Annotated in this window: 19 protein-coding genes; 2 read left to right on the top strand and 17 right to left on the bottom strand. The window is 46.0% G+C overall.

The window, feature by feature from the left end; translation table 11 throughout:
• Positions 1-94 precede the first annotated feature (94 nt).
• The 10 genes from C0638_RS14370 to C0638_RS14330 all read right to left on the bottom strand — a co-directional run bounded on the left by C0638_RS14370 (position 95) and on the right by C0638_RS14330 (position 12,515).
• Complete coding sequence (locus tag C0638_RS14370) at positions 95-1,912, bottom strand: ABC transporter ATP-binding protein (RefSeq protein WP_058710640.1); 1,818 nt, start codon at positions 1,910-1,912, stop codon at positions 95-97.
• Positions 1,913-2,010: 98 nt separating this feature from the next.
• A complete protein-coding gene (locus tag C0638_RS14365) occupies positions 2,011-3,309 on the bottom strand; it encodes an NCS2 family permease (protein WP_058710639.1) in 1,299 nt (432 codons plus the stop codon).
• 173 nt (positions 3,310-3,482) lie between these two features.
• Positions 3,483-4,232 (bottom strand): tRNA threonylcarbamoyladenosine dehydratase, encoded by a 750-nt coding sequence (locus C0638_RS14360; protein ID WP_013372626.1) that lies wholly within the window; start codon positions 4,230-4,232, stop codon positions 3,483-3,485.
• Between the two features lie 152 nt (positions 4,233-4,384).
• Positions 4,385-6,163, bottom strand: a complete 1,779-nt coding sequence (gene aspS, locus C0638_RS14355) for an aspartate--tRNA ligase (RefSeq protein WP_025676154.1) — start codon at positions 6,161-6,163, stop codon at positions 4,385-4,387.
• Positions 6,164-6,249: 86 nt separating this feature from the next.
• Entirely contained in the window at positions 6,250-7,494 is a 1,245-nt protein-coding gene (gene hisS, locus C0638_RS14350; protein ID WP_102163571.1) for a histidine--tRNA ligase, read from the bottom strand.
• Between the two features lie 691 nt (positions 7,495-8,185).
• Positions 8,186-8,656, bottom strand: a complete 471-nt coding sequence (locus tag C0638_RS14345) for a hypothetical protein (protein WP_058710637.1) — start codon at positions 8,654-8,656, stop codon at positions 8,186-8,188.
• A gap of 62 nt (positions 8,657-8,718) precedes the next feature.
• Positions 8,719-9,225 (bottom strand): type 1 glutamine amidotransferase domain-containing protein, encoded by a 507-nt coding sequence (locus C0638_RS14340; protein WP_013372630.1) that lies wholly within the window; start codon positions 9,223-9,225, stop codon positions 8,719-8,721.
• A gap of 238 nt (positions 9,226-9,463) precedes the next feature.
• Positions 9,464-9,625 (bottom strand): hypothetical protein, encoded by a 162-nt coding sequence (locus tag C0638_RS25360; protein WP_013372632.1) that lies wholly within the window; start codon positions 9,623-9,625, stop codon positions 9,464-9,466.
• A gap of 132 nt (positions 9,626-9,757) precedes the next feature.
• Positions 9,758-10,204, bottom strand: a complete 447-nt coding sequence (dtd, locus tag C0638_RS14335) for a D-aminoacyl-tRNA deacylase (protein ID WP_040103059.1) — start codon at positions 10,202-10,204, stop codon at positions 9,758-9,760.
• 133 nt (positions 10,205-10,337) lie between these two features.
• Complete coding sequence (locus tag C0638_RS14330) at positions 10,338-12,515, bottom strand: RelA/SpoT family protein (RefSeq protein ID WP_040103058.1); 2,178 nt, start codon at positions 12,513-12,515, stop codon at positions 10,338-10,340.
• 269 nt (positions 12,516-12,784) lie between these two features.
• Here C0638_RS14330 and uraA point away from each other — a divergent pair, with 269 nt between their 5' ends.
• Positions 12,785-14,095 (top strand): uracil permease, encoded by a 1,311-nt coding sequence (uraA, locus tag C0638_RS14325; RefSeq protein ID WP_058710636.1) that lies wholly within the window; start codon positions 12,785-12,787, stop codon positions 14,093-14,095.
• Positions 14,096-14,233: 138 nt separating this feature from the next.
• On the opposite strand, the gene C0638_RS14320 is transcribed toward uraA, so the two are convergent.
• From C0638_RS14320 to C0638_RS14290, 7 genes are all read right to left on the bottom strand, one after another.
• On the bottom strand, positions 14,234-16,282 hold the full coding sequence (locus tag C0638_RS14320) for a methyl-accepting chemotaxis protein (protein WP_058710635.1): 2,049 nt from the start codon (positions 16,280-16,282) through the stop codon (positions 14,234-14,236).
• Positions 16,283-16,517: 235 nt separating this feature from the next.
• Positions 16,518-17,030, bottom strand: coding sequence for an adenine phosphoribosyltransferase (locus C0638_RS14315; protein WP_013372637.1), 513 nt, complete (start codon positions 17,028-17,030; stop codon positions 16,518-16,520).
• Positions 17,031-17,095: 65 nt separating this feature from the next.
• A complete protein-coding gene (recJ, locus tag C0638_RS14310; protein ID WP_044787283.1) occupies positions 17,096-19,492 on the bottom strand; it encodes a single-stranded-DNA-specific exonuclease RecJ in 2,397 nt (798 codons plus the stop codon).
• Positions 19,493-19,525: 33 nt separating this feature from the next.
• Complete coding sequence (locus tag C0638_RS14305; protein WP_013372639.1) at positions 19,526-20,482, bottom strand: cation diffusion facilitator family transporter; 957 nt, start codon at positions 20,480-20,482, stop codon at positions 19,526-19,528.
• 199 nt (positions 20,483-20,681) lie between these two features.
• Positions 20,682-21,596, bottom strand: a complete 915-nt coding sequence (gene secF / locus C0638_RS14300) for a protein translocase subunit SecF (RefSeq protein WP_052833350.1) — start codon at positions 21,594-21,596, stop codon at positions 20,682-20,684.
• Positions 21,586-22,842: a protein translocase subunit SecD gene (gene secD, locus C0638_RS14295; protein WP_044787284.1), complete on the bottom strand. Its 1,257-nt coding sequence runs from the start codon at positions 22,840-22,842 to the stop codon at positions 21,586-21,588. Before secD ends, secF begins: the two co-directional genes overlap by 11 nt.
• A gap of 90 nt (positions 22,843-22,932) precedes the next feature.
• Positions 22,933-23,190 (bottom strand): post-transcriptional regulator, encoded by a 258-nt coding sequence (locus tag C0638_RS14290; RefSeq protein WP_013372642.1) that lies wholly within the window; start codon positions 23,188-23,190, stop codon positions 22,933-22,935.
• Positions 23,191-23,496: 306 nt separating this feature from the next.
• Between C0638_RS14290 and spoVB the strand changes: the two genes are divergently transcribed.
• The gene (gene spoVB, locus C0638_RS14285; protein WP_058712326.1) at positions 23,497-25,068 is read left to right on the top strand and encodes a stage V sporulation protein B; all 1,572 of its coding nucleotides are present in this window, start codon (positions 23,497-23,499) and stop codon (positions 25,066-25,068) included.
• Positions 25,069-25,074 lie beyond the last annotated feature (6 nt).

Raw genomic sequence — 25,074 nt, 5'->3', positions numbered from 1 at the left:
CACTTGCTCCGACACAAAAAAAGGAAAGTAAGCGTAACACATTTGACCACAAAAATCCAACCTTATTTCCTAATACGCCCATTTCCCTGCCCTTTCACAAAGTATGGAGCTTTTCTCCCATCTCCACAAACTGCTTTTGAGCCAGCTCGCGGTACACCTGATGGGTCTCTAATAACTCGGTATGGGTCCCTGCACCAGTTACATTGCCCTTGTCCAACACAATAATTTGATCGGAGTGGACTACTGTAGACAATCGGTGTGCAATGACAATTGTCGTACGTCCTTCCATCAAGTTCGCTAAGGCCTTCTGCACCTCATGCTCGGATGAGCTGTCCAGGCTAGAAGTAGCCTCATCCAGCATGAGGATGTCAGGACTGCGAAGAAGCGCACGCGCAATGGCGATCCGTTGACGCTGCCCGCCGGACAACTTCATTCCCCGCTCCCCTACCTCCGTATCATAGCCTTGAGGTAGATCCATAATAAATGTATCCGCATACGCCATCATGGCAGCTCGTCTCACTTCTTCCAAATCAGCTTCGCGTCCTAAGCCATACGTAATATTATCTCTAATCGTTCCGGTCATCATTGAGCTTTCCTGTGATACATAACCAATTTTGGAGCGCCAGGAGGAAAGTGTATATGAAGATATCGATTCGTCTCCGTAACGAATTTCCCCTGTATCTGGCACATAAAAGCGTTCCAACAATGAAAACAAGGTGGACTTCCCACTTCCGCTCGGCCCCACGAATGCTGTCGTCCGGTTAGCCGGTATGACCAGGTTTGCATGATGAAGAACCTCCTCACCTTCGGTATAGGAAAAAGCAACATCACGAAATACAATATCTCTGCTCTCTTTTGCCGCTTCCTGCTTCAATTCAAGTGGTTCCTCTTCGTGATCTAAAATAGTCTGAATCCGTTCAGTGGCCCCAACCACCTTTTGCAGACGTGAATACAAGGTCGTGAATTGGGCCATCGGTGTAATCACCTGAAATAGTAGCAAAATAAAAGCCACCAAATCCCCCGCAGTCAGCACACCCGATGCGACGCGAACACCACCAACACCCAATATAATAACCAGCACCGCAGTTAGCAAAAAGGTAGAAATAGGACCTACAAGGGCCAATATACGTGACTCCTGCAACCCGAAGCGGAACATACGGTAAATGCGATCCTCCCCGGCCTGTGCCTCTCTGCTTTCCGTTCCGTAGGCCTTGACCAGCCTGATTTCGCCGATAACCTGACTCAGTACTGAGGTCAGATCTGCCATCTCATCCTGCTGTTTTTTGGAGATACGATACATTTTTCTGCCTACCGGAAATAAAATCAGGGCTGTTAGCGGAACAATGGTCATAATAATGAGCGTCATCACCCAATCCAGATAAAATAACAACGCAATACCACCAATAATTGCAATTACATTAGAGATCAGATTAACTAGATACTCGGTAATTAAGTTCATAATCAGGCTTGTATCATTGGTAACTCGACTCATCGTATCTCCTGACCGATTTCGATCAAAGTAAGGGATAGGTAGAGATAAGATTTTATGCCATAAACGTTTGCGCAAATTAGCCACAATCTTATGCCCGGCATAGTTCAACATATAGATCGAAACCGCCGAAGCTACCGCTTGAAGCACAAAAGCGCCAAGCAGACCAATAATGACCATACGGTTCAGTGAAGAAAAGGTTAAGCCATCAATTAACCCTTTGGTCATCATCGGTACGATTAAACCAGCAATCGTCTGAATCAGGGTCAGAATCAGGGCAAGGATCAGAATGGCCTTGGGCGGATGTGCACTCGCAATCAGTTTGATAAACCGACCCATACCAGCCTTATCCGGCCTTTTCCCCGGCTTTTCCTTCGTCCGATCCTCCTGCTCATCTTGTCGCCCATGATGTTCTTTTTCCATAAACCATCAACCTCGCTTCCTGTCTGACCATTTCTTGTTCAAACAACAACACCCGCGCTCTGCGCGGGTATGAACAGTACAACCTATCTTCGAGTTTACTACACCAGAGAATGAAGCACAAAGTTAGCCACAAACAGTACAGAAATGATATATAATGCGACAGGCACTTCCTTGCCCCGTCCTGCTGCCAGCTTGGCTACGGGGTATGCAATAAAACCAAATGCCATCCCATCTACAATACTGTAAGTAAAGGGCATCATCACCATGATCAGAAACGCAGGAAACGATTCGGTAAAATCACTGAAATCCATCTCTCGCACATTTTGCACCATTAGGCCCCCGATAATGATTAATACAGGCGCAATGGCACTGTCAGGAATATAAGCCAACAGCGGAATAAAGAAAAATGTCGCTCCGAATAAAATTGCTGTTACCAGCGGTGTCATTCCCGAACGTCCCCCTGCGGCGATACCAGCCGTCGATTCCGCAGCGGCTACTGCGGGACTGCTGCCCAGAATACCAGCAAAAATATTGGTCACAGCCAACACACGCAAGCTATTCTTAAAAGAATCCGGTCTTCCAATCATGTTGGTCTGTGCAGTAATCATTCCAACATTCTCGAACAGCACAATCAGTAACAGCAAAAAAACAGCGATCCAGAAGGCTACCGAGACGATGCCTGAAAAAGAAAGTTCTCCAAACAATTGCCCGTACTGTCGTACTGTTTCAGAGGTTCGCACCGTGCTTGCCGGCTCTACAGCCCCCAGTACGTATGCAAGCCCGGTTCCTGCTAAAATGCTGATCAGCAAACCTCCCTGAACGTTACGCACAAATAATACAATAGCGAGCATTAATGTTACACAGGCTGTAATCACCTTAGGATCATTAAAATGACCAATAGCCACAAAAGTCGTTTGATGTGCAATCACGATCCCGCTTTTTTGCAAGCCGATAAAGGTTAAAAACAAACCAATGCCCACCGTAATTCCATGTTGCAAATTGTGGGGAATCGCCTGGCTTATCAGCTTGTACAATGATGTAAATGCCACAATGGCGAATATCACCCCTGTGACGGCAACTACCATCAACGCTTCCTGCCAGCTCAGCTTCATGGAATGTACGAGCGTGTAAGTGAAAAAGGCGTTAATCCCCATCCCTGGTACAACGACCATGGGAGACTTTCCGCCAAAAGCCATCAGTAGACAGCCGATCATCGATGTCAGCAGCGTCCCGAGCATTGCCCCTTGAAGAGGAATGCCCGCATCTGCCAAGATAGTTGCATTAACCATAATAATGTATACAACGGAAAAATAAGAAATGGCACCCGCGGCTAATTCCTTTTTCCAATGATGCTCGGGCTTGAAACCGAGACTTCTGGACCATAGCCCATCCTTCATACCAAAACCCTCCAGCAAGTTGTTCAATCTGTTTGCAGTAAGCTGCGTTTTTTCAAAACAAAAAGAGCTGTAGCCTACTGTGACACCAAGAAGTGATGCACAGAACTACAGGTCTTAAAAGTGAATACATACTACTGTAATCTATAAATGTACTGTCATGCTACTTTTTCAGCTTACACACCAGCGCGCTCTAACAAATCCTTCACAGCCACACTCACCATGATCAAGCCTGCTACCGGAGGTACAAAAGCATTGCTTGCAGGCGGCTGTTTCGCCTTCCGGATTTCAGGTGCGTTGGCAGGTACAATTTTTTTGGTAATTTCTTCGCGCGGCTTCATTGGCTCCTCATCAGAGAATACAACCTTGACGCCTTTGGTAATACCTTCCTTGCGCAGCTTGGTTCGAATGACACGGGCAATCGGGTCCATTCTTGTCTTGGAAATATCAGCTACTTGAAAACGACTTGGGTCCATTTTATTCGCAGCGCCCATACTGGAGATCATCGGAATTCCCCGTTTCAAGCATTCTTTAATCAAATGAACTTTGTAAATAATTGTATCTGAAGCATCCAGCACATAATCCAGATCGTACTTGAATAGCTCCTCATATGTTTCTTCTGTATAGAACATGTTCAGTGCAATTGCTTCACATTCAGGATTAATCAGCTTCACACGCTCTACCATCAGATCAGCCTTTTTTTGACCTACTGTTGTCGTCAGCGCATGAATTTGGCGATTAATATTGGTAATATCTACGACATCCTTATCAATCAAAATAATGCGTCCAACACCCGTTCGGGCCAGCGCTTCCACTGCAATCGAACCGACACCGCCGATACCCAATACAGCTACCGTGCTATTTTTCATAACCTCCAGACCTTCCGTCCCGATGGCCAGTTCCGTGCGTGAAAATTGATGCAGCATATGGTAATCCTCCCTCACTGGTTTAAACTCTATGCTGGAACTCCAGCATACAAACCACGAACCCATTATCCATAAAAGGTTAACGGGTTCACGGCATTCTATAATCTATTTACATGCCAACAGATGGCAATTTGCAAAATCCAACGTTTGTCTTAAGCTTTAGGCGCAACAGGCTTCGGAGCAAGACGAATATGAAGCTGATCCAATTGAGCTTGATCCACTTCGGCTGGTGCATCCATAAGCAGGTCTGTCGCGCTGGCTGTTTTCGGGAATGCAATGGTTTCACGCAGATTTGTACGACCTGCAAGCAGCATGACAAGACGGTCAAAACCGAAGGCAATACCACCATGTGGAGGCGTACCATATTCAAATGCATCCAGCAAGTAACCGAATTTATCCTTCACTTCTTCAGGCGGCAGGTTGAGTGCTTTGAACATTTTCTCCTGAACTTCACGTTTGAAAATACGCATCGAGCCACCACCCACTTCGTAGCCGTTCAGCACGATGTCGTAAGCCTGAGCACGAACTTGACCTGGATCTGTGTCCAAGAGGGCCAGGTCTTCTTCCTTCGGACGAGTGAACGGATGGTGCTCCGCTACATAACGTTTTTGTTCTTCGTCATAGCCCAGAAGCGGGAAGTCTACGACCCAGGCAAATTTGAATTTGTTATCGTCGATGAGCCCCAAATGACGGCCAATTTTCAGACGAAGCGCGCCCAAAACATCAGCAACTACTTTTTTATTATCCGCAGAGAACAGCAACAGATCGCCTTCTTCGGCTCCCGTACGTTCTTTCAAGGCTTCGATTTCTTCCGGTGTGAAGAATTTAACGATAGGCCCCTTGAATTCGCCTTCTTTCACTTGGATCCAAGCCAAGCCCTTTGCTCCATAACGTGCTGCGAAAGGACCCAGGTCATCAATGTCCTTACGGCTCCACGTGCCACATCCTTTGGCATTAAGGACTTTAACTTCGCCACCCTTTTCAATTACGGAAGCAAATACTTTCACACCACTGGTTGCCACGATATCATTAACATTTACCAGCTCAAGACCAAAACGCAGGTCAGGCTTGTCAGAACCATACTTGTCCATTGCCTCTGCATGTGTAATTCGTTGGAACGGTGTTTCCAGTTCTACCCCAACTGTTTCTTTGAACAATTTCACCATAAGACGCTCCATCATAGGCAGCAAGTCATCCTGTTGCATGAAGGAAGTCTCAATGTCGATCTGCGTAAATTCAGGCTGGCGGTCAGCACGCAAATCTTCATCACGGAAACAACGTGCAACTTGGTAGTAGCGCTCCAGGCCGCCCACCATCAGCAATTGCTTGTACAATTGTGGCGATTGCGGCAAGGCAAAAAATTCGCCTTCATGCACTCGGCTAGGCACCAGATAGTCACGTGCGCCCTCTGGGGAGCTTTTCGTCAAAATCGGTGTTTCCACTTCAATGAAATCTTCACCGTCCAGGAAGTCGCGGAATACTTTTGCTGCTTTGGAACGCAGTTTCAAAGTCTGATGCATTTCCGGACGACGCAGGTCCAGATAACGGTATTTCAAACGCAGCGACTCGTCAACTTCTACGCCATCTTCAATGAAGAACGGAGGTGTTTTGGATGCATTCAATACTTCGATTTCTGTGACACGCACTTCAATTTCACCTGTAGGCAGGTTCGAATTGATCGTTTCTGCATCACGTTTAACAACGGTACCAGTAACCTCTAGCACATATTCACTGCGAACACGGTCCGCAATTTGCAGCGCGTCACCGGAATAGGCCGGATTAAACACGATTTGTACAATTCCGCTACGGTCACGCAGGTCTATAAAAAGTACGCCCCCTAAGTCACGACGGGTCTGTACCCAACCGTTCAATGTAACTGTTTCTCCGATATGCGCATGAGTCAATGCGCCGCATTGATGACTCCTTTTCATAATACACACTCCTGTTAGGTTTAGTAGTTAATGCTATATGGACAGCCAGAGGGAAACTCCCCCTGACTGATGTTTCATCACGTTTTTTATCCTAATTCTTCCACCAACTGATCCAACTTAACGGTACGCTGCTCGCCGGTTTCCATGTTTTTCAGTGCAATTTCACCTTTACCCAGCTCATCGTCACCCAAAATTGCTGTATATCTTGCTTTAAAACGATCTGCCGATTTCATCTGCGCCTTCATTTTGCGCCCCAGATAATCTCGCTCTGCGGAAAATCCAGCTTGACGCAACTTGAACAGTTGCTTGGTCACTTCCGTTTCTGCCGCCTCACCCAATGCCACCATATAGATATCCAACGGCTTGGCTTCGTTCAATTTGACACCCTGATGCTCCAAAATCAGCTGAATTCGCTCAAGCCCAATACCAAAACCAATGCCCGGCTGATCCGGTCCGCCCAGATCTCCAACCAATCCGTTGTATCGGCCGCCTCCACCAATCGTGTCAATAGCACCAATTCCTTCGGCTTTGAACTCGAATGCTGTCAGCGTATAATAATCCAGCCCCCGTACCAAACGCGGGTTCACTGTATATTCCACGCCCATCGCATCCAAATTTTGCTTCACTTTCTCAAAGTGAGTGCTGGATTCCTCATCCAAACTATCCAAAATCGAAGGTGCCCCGCCAAATTTGTCTTGATCGTCTTTACTATCCAGCACTCGCAATGGATTACGCTCGATGCGCGCTTGGCTCTCCTTGGTCAACGTATCCTTAATGGGCATCAGGAAGTCCACCAAATGCTGTCGATAATCTGCACGGCTGGCAGCATTACCAACCGAGTTAATTTCTACCTGTACTCCTTTTAAGCCCAGCTCTCGGCAGAATTGATACCCGAAAGCAATAACTTCTGCATCCAGCGCCGGGTCCATCGCCCCGAATGCTTCAATGCCAAATTGATGAAACTGGCGCTGACGCCCAGCCTGTGGACGCTCATACCGGAACATCGGGCCAATGTAATACAGTTTGGTCACATCTGGCTCACCATACAGTTTGTTCTCCACATAAGAGCGGACAACCCCTGCTGTTCCCTCTGGGCGCAAAGTCATGCTGCGCTTTCCTTTATCCTCAAAAGTGTACATTTCCTTTTCCACCACATCGGTCGTTTCACCCACACCCCGTACGAACAAATTCGTTTGTTCAAACATCGGTGTACGGATCTCACGATAATTAAAGCGGCGGCTAATTTCGCGGGCTTTTTCCTCGACCACTTGCCATTTTTCTACACTGCCTGGCAGCAAATCCTGTGTTCCCGTCGGTTTTTGAAAGGCCATTTACGTATCCCCCCGTCATTATATTTCTTATTTGTGCGCTCTCTACTTACTCCACTTTCAATATAAAACAAAAAATCCCTCGCCCTGTTATTATTAACAGGGACGAGGGATTGTCGTTTACAAATCACCCGTGGTACCACCCACATTCCGGAGTTTACCCAGACCACTGGCATAAAAATGACTCAGTGTCCGTCAGCATTGCACTGACTCCGCTCATACGTATAACGCCCGTAACGCGCAGTACGGCTATTATGCAGGATGGTCTGCTGTGTTTGGCATATGCCATGCATTACTCAGCAAAGATTCCTCATTGTTCGCCGCCTGTTCTCGGGGAGGTCATTCGTCCGCTCATCAAGGGAATTTTTACAGCCTGGAAATTCCTCTCTGCGCTTGTGGGTTCGGAGTACTTGGTCCCGTCATCAAATCATTTTTCATTATTTTATGATTTTAATGAACTGCTTCGACAAAGTCAAGACATTCCCCCTAGAATCAGACAAATAAGTCTTATAAAAAGAAAATAACCTGCGGAAACGGTCCGCAGGTCTAAAAGATATATCAAAAGGGGGTCATGCTGTTATTATAAACAACGAATATTAAGGAATGATGTTTCGAATATTACAATTGTATTACAGCCACTCTAGTGTGGCTAATTTCCTCGTGTATCGACAATCTTGTGACACTCGCTTCCTTTTTAATCCAGCTGCGCCACATATGCACGATTGGAACGGAGCTTATAAATGATCTCATCATAATCGGCATCATTTACCTTGGCGGACAATACATACCGTAATTCATCATGATCACCGTTAATATACACATCTGTCGCACGGAGCAAACCTCCGTCATGATTCGTTGTTCCGCTCCGATCCTCATTCAGATCCCTTTGGGCTGCGCCATAGTTAACCTCGTCATTCTTTGCATCTGGTAGAATATTTTCGCCATAAGCCCCTGCGGCTGGAATTACCGCACCAGCAGAACCTCCTGTGCTCACAGAGCCAGTATTGTTATAGGGGACCAACGGAATTAAAACCCTCGTCTCGCGACCGAGCGCCTCATCCAGAGCACCTACTTCCAAATGTTCAGTTCTATAAGCCTGAAGCGAAGCTCTGGCGCCCTCAGCTTCATCTTCCGTGCGAAAATAAGCCTGAATCTGTTTAGCCATATCAAGTCCTCCTCGTATGGGAATTGTACTGGCATAAATTTACGGAAGCATTCACGGTTAAATTACAATGCCTTTAACAACTCACGCACAAAGGCTGGCTCATCCTTAGGGGTCCGAGACGTAATAAAGTTACCGTCCACGACCGCCTCTCGATCCTCGAAATGAGCACCTGCGTTAATCAAGTCATCTTTCAATGGAGGATAAGCTGTAATCGTCCGACCTTGTAGCAAATCGGCACTAGCCAAAATCTGCGGCCCGTGGCAGATAGCGCCAATCGTTTTTTTGGACTCATTCATTTCAGTTACAAACTTAAGAACATTTGCATCCAAACGCAGATTTTCCGGAGATGATCCACCAGGAATAACAACTGCATCATAGTCACTTGATTTCACATCTGCAATGGCTTTTTCAATAGTGTAGCTTGCTTTTCCTTGCTTACCGTTCACTTTTTCACCTTGCTTCAGTCCAATAATATCTGCCTCATGTCCAGCCTTTTTCAGTTCATCATAGGGGACCTTCATTTCAGAATCCTCAAATTGGTCAGCCAACAAAAATGCAATTTTACTCATTATCGTTCAGATCTCCTTTCCGGTTATCCTCAGAGCGAGTTTAAAGTTAGGGTTGTTTGTCTATCACGCTTTGTTATTACCCGCTCGATCTGTGTTTATAACAATTTTCAGCAGTGAAAAAGAAAAAGGAGCCAGTTGGCTCCTCCCTGATTTACTGCTACATAATTATTTTAGATCTCTTTATAACCGCTTTAGGCAACACGTCGTTAATGCTGCATTTACCAATGAATTTCCATTGTTACCTTCGTGGCAGGGCACCGCGTCCTGGCTTGTCCATAGCTGTAGCAACATGCTGTAATAACGCATCTGCATTACGGGTAAGGCTGATTGCCTCTCGCATACTCCCAGGATAAAGCAACACCGCGCTTCGATATCCGTCCATTTTTGGGGTCTGACGCATAGTTTCGTCTCTCCTGTCACCCTTAAGGCTTTCCAGATGGCTACTCACCAACCGGGATGACATTAGGGTCCCTCTAAACGGCTATTTTATTCTCTTCTGCTCAAGTTCTCAGATCATACCAAGAATGGATACCTAAGAACGCTCGCTATTCAAAATCAACGTCACTGGACCCCAGTTGGTCAAGGAAACATCCATCATAGCTCCAAAAATTCCGGTCTCGACCTCCAGGCCCTTGGCTCGAAGCTGACTGTTGAAGAAATCATACAGTTTCTCCGCTTCCTCAGGTTTGGCCGCTCCCATAAAGTTGGGCCTTCTTCCTTTACGGCAGTCACCATACAGCGTAAATTGGGAGACAGACAGAATGGCCCCGCCGACATCCAGAACACTGTCGTTCATTTTGCCTTCAGCATCTTCAAATATACGCAATCCCGCTATTTTATCCGCCAAATAAACGGCATCGGCTGCCGTATCTCCCTGACCAATACCAACCAGCAGCATTAATCCAGTTCCGATTTTGCCGACCACCTTTTGATTCACCGTTACCTGAGCGTCTTTACAGCGCTGAATAATGATCTTCATCGCCTATCCGCTACTCCTTTACTTTTCCCCTTAAAAGTTGCTCTCAGCCGTATCACGGCTCTTACAGCCATCTATGAGGCTTGTGCCCATGTATTACAAAGGCTATACAAACCTGTGTGTACACCTAACAAATTTATTGCATAATCCGATGCACGGTGTATACATCCTTCACCCGTTTGATCCGTTCGACAACAGAATGCAAATGATCCGTGTTACGAATAAGAATTGTAATGTGAATCATTACCATTTTATTTTTATCTGTACGTCCTGTCACGGCCGAGAAGCTAGTTTTGTTCTCAGAAATGGCCTGGAGTACCTCGTTCAGCAAACCATTGCGGTCATGCCCTGTAATCTCAATATCGACGCTATAATTGACCTCGGCTGCTTCTTCCCACTCAACTTCAATCACGCGCGCCTGATCTTCGCCCACACCCGAAGGAATATTCGGACAATCGGTACGGTGCACAGATACGCCGCGCCCGCGTGTTACGTAGCCGATGATGTCATCACCCGGTACGGGATTACAACATCGTGCAAAGCGAACGAGCAAATTGTCGACGCCTCTGACGCTGACACCGTTGGTCGGTGTTTTTTTCCGTTCGCCCTGCGGTTTGTACTCCTTGACCTCGGTCGTCAGTTCGATTAGCCGTGCCTCTTCTTGTTCCTTGCGCAGCTTCTCTGTCAGACGTGTACAAACCTGCGCTGCGGTTATACCGCCAAAGCCAATCGCAGACAGCATATCTTCAGAATCATTAAAAGAGAACTTTTGTGCCACATCCTGAAGTTTGTCCTCGCTCATCCACACGGATGGCTCAATATCACGCTTTCTTAGCTCACGTTCCAGGCTTTCGCGGCCTTTTTCTACATTTTCCTCACGCTTTTCTTTCTTGAACCACTGCTTGATTTTACTGCGCGCGTGAGAGGACTGAGCAATTTTAAGCCAGTCCTGACTAGGTCCATAAGAGTGCTTGGACGTCATAATTTCCACGATATCGCCAGTTTTCAGACGATAATCCAAAGGAACAATTCTTCCATTTACCTTAGAGCCAATCGTTCGATTTCCAACTTCGGTATGGATACGGAAAGCAAAGTCCAGCGGAACCGATCCAGCCGGCAACTCAATGACTTCTCCCTTAGGAGTAAAGACAAACACAAGGTCTGAGAAAAAGTCCATTTTGAGTGATTCCACAAATTCCGATGCATCCTTCGCCTCGTTTTGCAGCTCCAGAATTTCTCGAAAAAAGGTGATTTTGTCCTCAAAGTTTGTGTTATTTGCCCCGTTGTTTTCTTTATAGGCCCAGTGGGCGGCAATCCCGAATTCAGCAGTGCGATGCATATCCACTGTGCGAATTTGTACTTCTGTAGGCTCTCCATTAGGACCTACTACGGTCGTATGGAGGGACTGATACATATTAGCCTTAGGCATGGCGATATAATCCTTAAACCGCCCTGGCATCGGTTTCCACAACGTATGGATAATCCCCAGTGTGGCATAACAATCTTTAATGTTATCCACAATAATTCGAATCGCCAGCAAATCGTATATTTCATTGAATTGCTTGTTTTTCGTCGTCATCTTTTTAAACACACTGTAAATATGTTTAGGACGTCCAGACAAATCAGCCTGAATACCCATCTCTTCAAGCTTCTCTCTGATACGCTGTATGACATTATCAATAAATTGCTCGCGCTCTGCCCGCTTCTTATGCATCAAATTAGCGATGCGATAATACTGCTGGGGATTCAGATAGCGCAAAGCAATGTCTTCCATTTCCCATTTAATCGCTGAAATACCCAATCGGTTTGCAACCGGACAGAAAATTTCCAACGTTTCATAAGCGATTCGACGCTGGCTTTCTTCCGATTGATATTTCAGAGTACGCATGTTGTGCAGACGATCTGCCAGCTTAATGACGATGACACGAATGTCCTGCGCCATAGCAATAAACATTTTTCGATAATTTTCGTTCTGCTGTTCTTCCTTGGAACGGAACTGGATACGCTCCAGCTTCGTCAGACCATCGACAAGCATCGCACATGTATCGCCAAAATGCTCGCGAATCTGCGCCAAAGACACCGTCGTATCCTCCACAACGTCATGTAAAAGAGCGGCGATAATGGAGATGGTATCCATCTGCATATTAACGACGATATCAGCAACCGCAAGCGGATGCAGAATATAAGGTTCACCGGACTTACGAGTCTGGCCGGAATGGGCCTGCTCGGCAAAATCATAGGCGTCCCTGATGCGGATAAGATCTGCTTCTCTGGTATAGGCCCCGGCCTTTTTAAGTAATTGCTCTATCCCCATTCTGCTCTATTCCGTGTCCTTTCTATGCAAAATGGAACCCGCCGATCAATGTCGCGCAAAGGTTCCCTTTTAAAAGTGATTTCCTACAATTATGACGCTTAGCACGCCACACGTCAACTATTACAGGTTTGGCACTGTCGCATTATTTTGTCACACATGGATAAGTAAAATCAGAATTGTTGTCGAAATGAAACGAATTATATTGAAAAAATTACGAAAAGTAATTAATGTATATAAGAATAATTGAAAGAACTAAGGAGTGAACTGCGTTGCAACGCGAAATTCAAGTTAATGAAAAGCTTCCAGCAGGACCTGGGGTCCTGCTCAGCGTACAGCATTTGTTTGCCATGTTTGGCAGCACCGTGCTGGTGCCCAATATTTTCGGCGTCGATCCCGGCATGATTTTGCTCATGAACGGTCTCGGAACATTGTTGTACATATGGATCTGCCGTGGCAAAATCCCTGCCTATCTCGGCTCCAGCTTCGCTTTTATCGCTCCCGTCAGTCTTGTGCTTAAAAGTAATCCTGGCAGCAGTGGCTATGCAATGGCCCTGGGTGCTTTCATCGCTACAGGTATTATTTTCTGTCTCGTCGCACTGGTAATCAAGTATGCCGGGACACGTTGGCTGGATATCGTTTTTCCACCGGCTGTCATGGGATCAATCGTAGCCTTAATTGGTCTGGAACTAGTTCCGGTTGCTGCAGGCATGGCAGGCATTATTAATGCCGATCCTACTAAAGCCTGGACGCCAGATCCCAAAACGATCACCCTTTCCCTCGTTACGCTCGGTGTTACTGTTCTGGGTGCGGTTTTGTTTCGCGGGTTTGCCAAAATCATTCATATTCTAATCGGTATCGTGGTGGGCTATGTGCTTGCTTATTTCATGGGCATGGTCAATACACAGGCCATTGCGGACGCTCCTTTGTTCGCCCATCCCGCAATTACTACTCCAACCTTTAATGCCTCGGCTATGCTAACGATTCTTCCAGTTGCTCTGGTCGTCATTGTAGAGCACATTGGTCACTTGCTCGTGACTAGCAACATCGTCGGACGTGAGCTGTCCAAAGATCCTGGTCTCCATCGCTCTCTGCTGGGTAACGGGATTTCTACTGTCATTTCCGGTTTTGTAGGTTCTACACCTAATACGACTTATGGTGAAAATATCGGTGTTATGGCATTAACTAAAGTGTACTCTATATGGGTTATTGGCGGAGCGGCTGTTATTGCCATCCTGTTGTCCTTCTCGGGTACGTTCTCAGCGATTGTTTCTAATATTCCATCTCCAGTTATGGGTGGCGTATCCTTACTATTATTCGGTGTGATCGCTGCCTCTGGTCTTAGAATCTTCGTTGAGCAAAAAGTTGATTTCGCCAAGCCAACCAACATGCTGCTCGCTACTATCGTGCTTGTTGTGGGAATCAGTGGTACTACGCTCACTTGGGGTGCTGTCACCTTGAAAGGTATGGCATTGGCGACAATCATCGGTATTATCCTGAGTTTGTTCTTCAAGCTGGTTGATGTGCTCGGCTGGTCGAACGATAAAACGCAGGAACCTTTAACTGAAAAAACACCAGATTGATATCTGTTTTTCAATTTTAAAACGCCGCTCCATGTTAGTTATGGATCAACACGCTCAGACTATCTAGACAAGCGTGTAAGTATCCTCTTACATGGAACGGCGTCTTTTTATGCACGGCTTTTATTTTAAAAGAAGATATCACACACGAAAACGGGATACGACCTGATTAAGCGTATCAGAGACACCTGTAAGCGACTTGGCGGAGCTGTCCAGACCCTCCAGATCCTCTAGCTGCCGTTCAGAGCGTTCCGAGGCTTGCCCTGCACGTACAGCTGAAGCTTTTGCAATGTCTGCAAGATAACCAATAGAAGCTGCAACTTCTTCTGAGCCTGCCGACATTTCTTCAGAGGCAGATGAAACTTCCTGCACCTCTATTGCCACCTGCTGAATATCCTGATTCATCGCTATAAAACGTTCTTCCACCTCACGTAAAATAGATACTCCTTCATCCATTTCCAGAGTCCCCTGTTGCATTCCTTCCAAAGCTAATTTGGTTTCTTCCTGCATGGTTCGGATTCGACTCGTAATTTGCTCAGCAGACTCGCTTACGTTAACAGCCAGCTTGCCGATTTCAGAAGCCACCACAGCGAACCCTCGGCCATGCTCCCCAGCACGTGCGGCTTCAATGGAAGCATTCAACGACAACAACTTGGTCTGCCCACTAATTTCCTGAATCATTCCAATAATACTGCCAATTTGGGCGGACCGCTCATTTAACGAGCTTACTACTCTGCCTGCCTCATCCATAGACATTTTCGCTTTATGCATTCCTTGGCTGACCACGTTCAACCGTTCATTCCCTTGTTGTGCTTTATGTTCAATCTCACTGGTAGCCTCGGATACATGCTGTATAGATTCAGCAATACGCTGTATGCCAACAGCCATTTCTTCCATCGCAGTCGCACTTTCCGCTGCTGCGGTCAACTGAAGCTCGGCTCCTTCCTTCACCTGTGCCAGTTCTCCTGCATTATGCTGCGCATCTTTAGTAGCTCCAGAAATCTCTTGGGATATTTTTGAAGATACGCCTGAGATCACATCTGACTCTTCGCTCAAGCGCAATGCCATCCCTCTGGTTGCAACAATCACCTTATTGATCCCATCAGCCATTTGGCCAAACTCATCTTTACGATGATGGGGTAGTTCAACGGTATAATCCCCAAGAGCCATACGGTTGGTCATCTGCCTAATTTTTTTAATCTCTTTGATCATACCTGAATTATTAATCAATAACGCTCCCATAATTAGCAAAATGCCTATAACACTAACAATTAGTAACAGTTTAAGCATTTCATTCGCAGAGCGATTCAAATCTGATTCTGGCAGTAATACGCCGATTTTCCATCCGGTTTGTGGTAGCGTTTCATACATTACCCGATAATTCTCTTGATCAATAGCTACGGAGACTTGTCCAGATGTACCTTTTTGAATAGCTTGTGCTGCTTCCGCATTTATCGTATTTGTTAACGACTCGCCTGATTTTAAGGACGGGAGACCGGATGACAGAATAGCTCCGTTCTTATCCATCAAGATCGCACTACCTTGAGTACCAAACTTCATTTTTTCAATATACGTTTGGATATTCGTCATGTTTAGGTCGCCTGTAATGACACCTAACAGTTTTCCCTCTCTGTTATAAAATGCTTTCCCCGCAGTAATCATATTGATTTTCAGCTTGCTATCGTAAAATGGCTCTGTGAAATTTATATCTTTACCACGTTCCACGGCTTCTGTATACCAAGGCTGCGTTAAATAGTCATATTGTGGATCGTCATATTCAGTCGATTGCTTGACTAGCTCGCCATCTCTATGCACATATATTGAACGGTATGTCACTCCTGGATCATACGCATCTTTAGCAAAATAAATCCCTAACCCGTAAGTCATATCATTTAATGTCAGCTCTTGTTCAAAGAGTCGTCCATAATCTTCAATGTTCATTTCTGTTCCCACTTGTTCCGCACTCTTAGTCAGCATCGAAACAAGTAAAGCATGACGATCTACGTTAGCTGCAATATCTGCTTTAACCCTCGACAAGGAATGAGCAGCATTTTGGCTTATTTCTGTATCCAGCTTCTGTTTGGCAAAAAAATAAGACAAAAAACTGATTAAAATCAGTGTTATAAGTACTAGCGGAATCAAGGTAGAAAATGTTCGTGCTTGTAAACTCTTAAATTGAAATATACCCAATATATATCCACCTCTGTTTCTTTTTTTAATCTTTATCGACATTTATTTTATTTTTTTATAACTCTTTTCCAATAAAAACCGTGGTAATTTGTGACAATGGGAAAATTCAATATAATCACTGTTAAGCAAAATAGTCCGATGGAGCAACTCTTTAGAGAAAAGAGATGTTCCATCGGACTATTTAGGCAAATCATCATACATAAATATTTCCCGGGAAACCCCGGTTTCGAAATACTTAATACTTAATTAAGGTGAATACGTCTACGTCAGGCAGCTTTGCCCGTCCGTTGAGATCGGACAGCTCGATAAGAAAAGCAGCCCCTGCCACATTGCCACCAAGTTGGCGTACCAAGTTAACGGATGTAGCGATGGTTCCACCTGTAGCAAGCAGATCATCAGCAATCAGAACATTTTGCCCCGGCTCAATCGCATCCTTATGCATAGCCAGAGTATCCTTACCATATTCCAAACCGTATGCTTCCTCAATGGTTTCTCCAGGCAACTTACCACTCTTACGGATGGGAATAAAACCAACACCAAGCGCATAAGCCAGAGGTGCACCGACAACGAATCCACGTGCTTCCGGACCTGCAATCAAATCAATTTTTAAATCAGATACCAGTTCCTTCATATCGTTGATTGCCTTACGATACAGTTCACCATTTTTCATTAGGGTCGTAATGTCCTTAAAACTAATCCCTGGTTGTGGAAAATCGGAAATCACCCGAATATATTCTTTGTAGTCCAACTTAGTTCCTCCTACTGTAAACTTCTAATTAGTATATACATTTTACAAAACTGCAAGGTAGTATCTCAAGACGCACCCTTCATAAGCGACATGATCCAACTCGTCATCTGGGTGGTGTCTGCATCCAATAAGTACCGCTCCATCTCAGCCATATTATACAATTCCTGATAGCGCGGAGAAGCAGTTAAATCCCGCTTGGGCGGATTGGATACAAAACGAAATTGACCATCTGTACGCGTCAAAAACTCAAGATCCTCGAAGATATCCAGTACTTTGGATAACATGCGTACTGAACAGGAGCACTGCCGGCTAAGAGCAGGTAGCATTGCCTTTTCGTCAATTAGCTGTGTTCCCATTCGGGAAAGCACAATGTAAATACGCTTAAACAGCTCCCTATCGGGGCTTACGAGCCGGCCGCCACGCTCACTGATCGAATGAAGAAGAAATACATTCTCCACATTCTCAAAGGTAGACCATAAGGCATGAAACTGCTCGGGTGTATCTGGCGGCTCCAGTACGAATAGCGACTTCACAAAGTGCTGTGTATCTTTTTGACCCTCACTGGGAGTAACGCTGCCATCTTTATCGTATAGCCATAAGGATTCAGCGCTCACGGAGCTCGATGGCCGAAGCCTGGATGACGGATGGATCAACACCGCAACATTATTCTTTCTTTCCTCTAAGCTTGGATGGAAGATCCTCAGCCCTCGCTCCAGTTCGGCAAGAGGGTCCGATACTCCACGATAATCAAATATTTGCGGAGCCTGTACACGAATATCCTGCATCATCAGCTGGAGTGAACGTTTACCGTTCCACTCGTTAATTGATAATTCACCCAACAGATCTATGTCCGTTTGCTGCTGTAAAAAATCAGCCAAATCGCCACGTCGGAAGGCAATCGCATCCAGCGATAAACCGTTCTGCTCCAGCAATAGCTTCACATGGTTTTTCTCACGTCCCATTTTACGAGCTTCACGCAATTGAAGTCCCTGTAATACGAATCGTGGAGAAGGATTTCCCATCCCAAAAGGCTGGAGCAATTCCAGTTCTTCAACCACTTGTAAAGACACCTCATCCAGACGGCAGACCATATCGGCCTCAGCTATAGGGATAAAATCTTCCGGTGTCAGAATGGAACCTGCATAGCGGTTTAGCCGCTCTTCGAATAATTCCAGATGGTCACGGGACAGCGTCATCCCCGCTGCCGAAGGATGTCCACCAAAATGCTCCATAAGCTCATGACAATCTGTAAGAGCACTATAAATATCCAATGCAGGAATAGAACGAGCAGAGCCTTTGCACATGCCTGTCTCCGTATCTATGCCCAGAATAATGGTCGGACGATAATAACGATCCAATAGCTTGGATGCCACAATTCCGACGACACCAACATTCCAGCCCTCACCAGCCAGAACAATAACAGATGGAAGCTTGCCTCCATTTAGTTTGGATGCTAATTGCTGCTCGGCTTGCTCCACAATGCGTTCGACCACTTGTTGACGCTCACGATTGAGCAGATCCAGTGCATGCGCAAGTTGATCTGCTTCCTCCTCTTTTTCTGTCGTCAGCAGAGAAACCGCTCGACCCGCATGATCTAGACGCCCGCTCGCATTAATCCGCGGAGCCAATGCAAATGCGATGTTGACCGAAGTCACTGTGGATATCTCCACGCCCGCTACATGAAGCAACGCTCGAATCCCTGGAAATGCGGAGTTTCTCATGGATTGAATCCCTCTACGTACTATCGTCCGATTCTCACCATATAGTGGCATCAAATCAGCTACCGTACCAATAGCAGCGATTTCGAACCATTCCTCGGGTACTTCACTCAACAGCGCCTGAGCTAGCTTCAGGGCAACACCAACGCCTGCAAGACCTTTAAATGGGTAGGGACAATCCGGTAGCTTCGGATTGATCAAAGTATAAGCCTCGGGAAGCACAGCAGGCGGTTCATGATGGTCAGTCACAATCACATCGATCCCTAAGGAAGTCGCATAAGTAATTTGCTCTACTGCACTAATTCCTGTATCCACTGTAATGACCAGCGTAACTCCCTGCTGATGTGCCCAGTCCAGAGCATGATTGTGCAGACCATATCCCTCATTGGAACGATGGGGGATGTAAATATCATAAGATGCCTTCAGAAAACGCATAAGCTGAATCATCAATGATGTACTGGATACGCCGTCCGCATCATAATCGCCATAGATTAATATATGCTCGCCGCGCTCCAGAGCCTGGCGAATTCTCGGCACGGCCTCTTTCATGCCAAGAAGCAGAAATGGGTCGTGTACATCGTCCACACTTCCGTACAAAAAGCGGTTTGCTTCCCCGGCCGTAGTGACGCCCCGGTTCACTAAAAGCCGGGACAACAATGGTGAAATCCCCAGCTCTTCTGTTAACGGCTGAGCCGCTTCCAGGTTAACATCCGGGGTCTTCCATCTGTACTGCGAATGAAGCAATCCTATTCACCTTTCTTTCATAGTCGGCCTGCCTTATTGAAGCAAGGACGACGCATCATTATCAGGCAGTTCATGATTGGATTTATAAGGATACCCGGCTTGGTAAGAAATGAACTGCATTTGTACATGAGTCACCTGTGGAAAACGGGCTAACAGTAAATTTTTGGCTCGATCGGCAATTTCCTGCGCTTCCTGCACCGTAATCCGCGGGTTAACACTTATCGTTACATCCACTGTTATGAAATGGCCCGTTTCCTGAGCATGTAAGTGTTCAACCGTTACAATACCATATACTCGTTGAATCGTCTCCATAAAGCGCTGGGAGTCTTCCTCCCGCAAGGGCTGTGCAGGTGCCTGATAAGCGGTATTCATCACCATCAGATACCCTTTACGCAGCACCAGACAGGCTACCAGCAAAGCTGCAGTTGGATCAAGATACAATAATGCAGGCCATTCCATTGCTTCGCCAGTCATTGCACCGATCATACCGATCAATGCAATCAGCGATGCATACAGCGAGTACCGTTCATGGTTAGCGTACCGATCTGCTTCCGCTTTATGGCCATGTTTAATCGAATAGCGATATTGAAACTGAAATAACGCTTCTCTCAACACCAGGGCAATTAACACGGTAATTAAAGCATACAGACCGGGAGCCTGCGGTTCCGAACTGCTTAATGAACGAACGGCAGAAATACCTAGCTGAAGTCCGCTCATCAGCACTAAAATAGCCAGCACCACAGATATGACCGTCCGAACTTTTTCACCGTTCCGCAATCGCGCCAGCATTCCGTGATCTGTACCACCCTTGGAAAACAGCATCTCCTGCAAACGGGAAGCACTATCCGCAGCCGTGTGCAGTGCATCCCCCATCAACGCCTTGCTGTTTGCCGCATAACCGACGGTTCCCTTTAGAACAGCCAGCGCGAGATTACCTACAATCCCGCTCAACGCCGCAGTTTCTAATGATCGGCTGCGTTCGCTATTCACAACGTTTCCCCCTCAATCCTGAACTAACCATTTCCCGATAAAGCTCCAATCCAATATAACCGAATTCTTAAAACTAAACCTTTTACAATCAGGTGTTTCACTATTAGCCACAGCATAAGGTAAATCTTAAAACCTTAGAAAACCGCGCCCAAGCAGACGCGGCTTTCTCTTTAATTTATACTACTGGTATTTGCGTAACTTAAGACTTTGCAGTTTTGGCTGCTCCACCAGCTGTCGGGGTCTTTTGTTTCCCCTTCAAAGCTACCCACAGCGGGCTGGCAATGAAGATGGAAGAGTAAGCACCGAATAGCAAACCGATCACCATCGCAAGCGAGAACATCCGAATGGATTCGCCGCCGAAAATGAATAGGCAGACAGAGGCAATAAACACTGTAAACACCGTTGCGAGTGAACGCGTCATTGTCTGTGCAATACTGTGATCGACTACTTGCTCCAAGTCGGTTCTGGACTTTTTCTTTGCAAATCGCAGATTTTCCCGAATACGGTCAAAAATAACGACGGTATCGTTAATGGAGAAACCGACAATCGTCAGAATGGCCGTAATAAAGGTCAAATCGACCTCAAGTCGGAAAATCGAGAAAATACTGATGACAAGAAACGCATCATGCAGCAACGAAACAATTGCAGCAACCGCAAAACGCCATTCAAACCGGATCGAAATGTAGATAGCAATGGCCACAGAGGCTAGCAAAACCGCCCAAATTGCATTTCGCTCCAGCTCTTGCGCCATTTCCGTATCCACCGTATTGACCTCAAATGATGCCTTTGGATCAAGCTCTTTGTTAAAAGAGGTTTTGAATTCATTCACTTGCTGATCCGTCAACACTTGTGAAAAACGAATGCCGAAGCGCTCTTTACCTGGTGTATAATCCACCTCTTTGCCGATCCCGTTCTTGTCCAGCAATGTTTGAATCTGTTTTTGTGTAACTGCCTTAGTCAAATTAACATCCACGTTGGAACCGGAACGAAAATCAACCCCGTAATTCAAACCGAATATCGACAAGCTCAAAATACCAAGCAATGTGATGATAATCGAGAATGTATAAAACCACTTGCTCATCTTGACATATTTGTAGTCCCAATTAAAGCGCACTGATATCACTCTCCTTCACACCAAAATACTTGGCCTTCTTCACAGCATCCGCTTTAACTAGCAGATTGAGCAAGAAGCGCGAGAAGAAGATATTCGTCAAAATACTGACGACAATATCAACGATGAGCACGAGAGCGAATCCTCGAACGGAGCCTGTACCCAGACCAAACATGACGGCTGCCGCTATAATTGTCGTAATATTGGCATCCATAACAGTACGGAACGAGGCCTTACTGCCTGCAATGACAGAAGAGCGAATCGTTTTGCCTGACTTGATTTCTTCTTTAATCCGTTCATACGTTATGATATTGGCATCGACTGCCATCCCGATCCCAAGCACGAATGCAGCAATACCTGGAAGTGTAAGCACGAAGCCGCCCAAATAGAAGATCACAAGCACCAGCCAGGTATGAACGATGAGACAGAAGCTGGCCACTAGGCCTGGTACACGAAACATTGCAATCATGAAGATCAGAATGATGATCGAACCGATCAAACCAGCACGGATCGTCTGATCCAGTGACAGCTGACCCAATGTAGCCCCTACGCTCTGAGAATATTTTTCCGTCAGTTTAAGTGGAAGAGCACCCAGGTTTATCGTATCTGCTAGCTTGTTCGCCTCATCACGTGTGTAGTTACCTGTAATCGAAGCACTGCCATCCGTCAATTCACTACGGACTGTAGGTGCAGACAGCAATTCATCATCCAGGAAAATAGCCAACTCTTTATTCATAAGTCGCTTTGTGATTTCTGCAAATTTGGCTTTGTCTTTTACTTTAATACTAATCTCAGGTTGATTCAGTTGGTCATAGCCTACAACAGCGCCATTCTCCACAAAATCATTACCACGGAGCTCAATTTTGCTGTATTGACCCGGCTTTTTAGCATCTGCTGCCGTTGCACTACGGAAGGTTAACTCTGCGGGTTTTTTCAGCATGGAGCGGACTTCTGCCTCATTAGAGACACCAGCAAGCCGCACGCGAATACGATTGGTGCCCTCCGTTGTTACTTCCGGCTCAGTCGTACCAAGCGCATTAATCCGTCTCTCCAGACTTTGTGCTGTCTGTATCAGAGACTGGCTGGTTACACGTTGCCCGGCTTCCAAAGGCTGGGCTTCATATAAAATTTCAAAGCCTCCCTTTAAATCGAGGCCTAGTTTTAAACTTTTTAGTAGGCCCGGGCTTGTCCCGATCATAACACCAGTAGTTATGAGCACGACCACGATGAAACTTAGAATTCTCTTCATTCCGTCCCATGTTCCCCTTTCATTCTCAATATTCCTATTATAGCTACCCCTCAAAAAGCAGTCAATTTGAACGCAAAAAAAGACCCCCTTCTATTCGAAAGTGGAGCCCCGTAATGCGGACATCGTCAAATAGTTCATAAAGCTCGTCGCTTTAAGGGAAAGTATATCGTTAACGAGCTTGTGCAGCGGAGGAATACCCTCCTTTTCATATTTATGGCTGACGCAATTCCACACGTCCTTACTGGTGACATGTTCATAGCCTACGAGAATCAGCTCGTCTGCCTTACTTTGACAGAGTATCTCAATTGCGTCATCCCAATCCTGCTCATCCAGCTCTTCCATACCCACGATGGTCGTTCCTCCTCCCAGCGACTATCGGTTCCGCAGATCAGCAATTAGCGGGGTTATTGACTGCTTTATAGAACATTTCTGTCCTGATCTTGGAAAACCCTTCTTTTCGTCGAAAAATAGCCGTAAATCAACAATATATGCATTCATTTCGCTCGTCAATAGCAGAATTCACCACTCTCCCTCTTGTAGTCTGGATCACCTTGTTTCAAACTGAAAAGCTTGTCATGAACATGGACAGGTCCAGCATATCTTCTAAGGAAACACATAGACGCAGAATTTCATTTTGGGAAGAGGGAGTTGCGATTGAAAAAGCAGACATTCATTCATGGAGCAATTATTTTATTGGCAGCGGGTATCATCAATCGGCTACTGGGTTTTATTCCCCGAATCGCACTCCCGCGTATCATCGGCCCCGAAGGAGTCGGCTTGTACCAGCAGGGGTATCCCTTTTTTATTGTACTAGTGACTCTTATTACTGGGGGCATCCCTCTTGCGGTAGCCAAGCTTGTAGCTGAAGCTGAAACGGCGGGGCAACCCGAGATGTCACGGCGTATTTTGCACACTAGCTTGCGCTTCACCATTACACTCAGCCTGATCGCCATGGCAATCTGTCTTGTGTTTGCACCTTGGATCACAAGCCATCTCCTGACCGACAGCCGTGTGTATTATACATTCGTAAGTATGAGCCCAATGATTGTCATTGTTGCTGTTTCCTCAGCTTATAGGGGCTATTTTCAAGGAAAACAAAATATGATTCCTTCCGCAAGTTCCTCCATTGCGGAAACCGTCATGCGCATTTTTTGCGTCATTTGGTTTGCTTACTTGTTACTTCCTCATGGTGTAGCCTACGCTGCTGCAGGTGCCATGCTCGGTGCTTTGGCGGGTGAATTCATTGGCATGGTTGTGCTGCTGTGGCAATATGCTTGGAACCAGCGAAAAGATCACATTCTTCAACCAAAGGCCCCTTTACCCCTAAAAGTTCATACCGACCAATCATCCGTTTTGTCACGTCTTATGTCGATATCTGTTCCCGTTACTGCTGGAAGGCTTGTCGGTTCCTTATCTTATTTGCTCGAATCTATCTTATGCATGCGTAGCCTCGCCGTAGCAGGCATTGCAACTGGCGTGGCAACCGCACAATATGGGGCCATGCAAGGCATGGTTATTCCTGTGTTATTACTACCAGGGGCCCTTACCAGTTCGCTGGCTGTTTCACTCGTGCCTTCGTTATCCGAAGCAGCAGCGAAAGGGCATGTTACTGCCATTCACAAACGTTTGCATCAATCGCTTCGACTTGCTTTAGTCGCAGGAGCCCCATTTGCCGTAATTATGTATGTATTAGCAGAGCCGCTGTGTCTGCTGCTCTACAATAATGGCGATATTGCGGGCATGCTTAAACTCATGGCTCCCTTTGCACTTTTTATGTACATTCAGGCCCCTCTTCAGGCAGCACTTCAGGCGTTAGACCGTCCTGGAAGTGCCTTATTAAACACCTTTATCGGAGCCATTATCAAAATTGTGCTGATTGTATGGCTTGCTTCTCAGCCTCAGTACGGTATCTACGGAGCTGTCATTGCCATCTGTATTAACAGTGCTATCGTTACCCTCCTACATGGCTTCAGTGTCAGCAGACTGCTTCGCTTTCGTGTACGTTTACTTGACTTCTGGAAAACCGGGATGGGCATGATCATTATGGCGGCAGCGGTATTATATACCTACAGACATTTAACGATTTTCGATCAAATGTGGCTCCAATTTATGTTTGCCGCAGGCTTGGGAATTATTCTCTACCTTTTACTGATGACCTTGATCAAAATGATCGACTGGGACAACCTCACACGCATTCCAATATTGAGAAGATGGTTTAAAGCATAAAAAAAG

The organism is Paenibacillus sp. lzh-N1 (assembly GCF_002872435.1).
GTDB lineage: Bacteria > Bacillota > Bacilli > Paenibacillales > Paenibacillaceae > Paenibacillus > Paenibacillus polymyxa_C.
The sequence above is the reverse complement of the archived record's forward strand: the minus strand, read 5'-3'. Positions and strand labels throughout refer to the sequence as shown.